Raw genomic sequence first — 689 nt, 5'->3', positions numbered from 1 at the left:
AGTTGTCCTCTGGTAGGTTTTCGCCAAGTGTGACAAGCCCCCACATACCGTGGGAAATAAAATCACGAGTTACTGCATAAAAACTTGTTAGCAAGATGAAGAACATCATGCCTTTTACAAACTGTCGATTATAAAACTGGCCAAAGCCAGGAATTACTGAAAATAAAGAGGCAGTAAACCGTTGGGATCGATACAGCCCCGAGTTATGCTCAAAATGTTCACTCATGTCAGACATCACTTACAACTCCATTTCGGAAAACTTCTGGCGTCTGTCAGCCCCAGCCCAAGATGGTTATATAGGGCCGACAATTGCTTTCGCCAGAACAATATCTTTAAATTATTGGCCCATCATTGCGTGGTTAGCTTCTATTTGCATATTGATGCTGTCTACTGCAGAGTCGAGTGCACTTTTCGCATCTTGTTTATTGGTTGCGATCAACTGAAGCGCGCTGTTCGCAGGGCCCCACACTTCGTTCATTTCTGGAATGGAAGGCATAGACGTAGCGTGAATGGATTGCATCGCTACAGCACTTGCACCTGGGTCATTCTTGATAACAGGATCGTCCACCAATTTTGTCACTGCCGGAACCTCTCCAGTTAGCTCAAAGCGGCGCTTAGCATTATCATAATTATTGACGAACGTAATAAACTCTTGAGCTAAAGGTTTGTTTTTCGAGAAAGTGGAAATG

2 pseudogenes are annotated in these 689 nt (G+C 44.0%); both read right to left on the bottom strand.

The features are described 5' to 3' along the window. Positions 1 to 235, bottom strand: a pseudogene (locus tag R7044_RS25635) (sugar ABC transporter permease); the annotation flags it as partial. A gap of 102 nt (positions 236 to 337) precedes the next feature. Beyond that, positions 338 to 689 (bottom strand): annotated as a pseudogene (locus tag R7044_RS25630) (cyclodextrin-binding protein); the annotation flags it as partial.

The organism is Vibrio sp. 1402 (assembly GCF_033340275.1).
The sequence above is the reverse complement of the archived record's forward strand: the minus strand, read 5'-3'. Positions and strand labels throughout refer to the sequence as shown.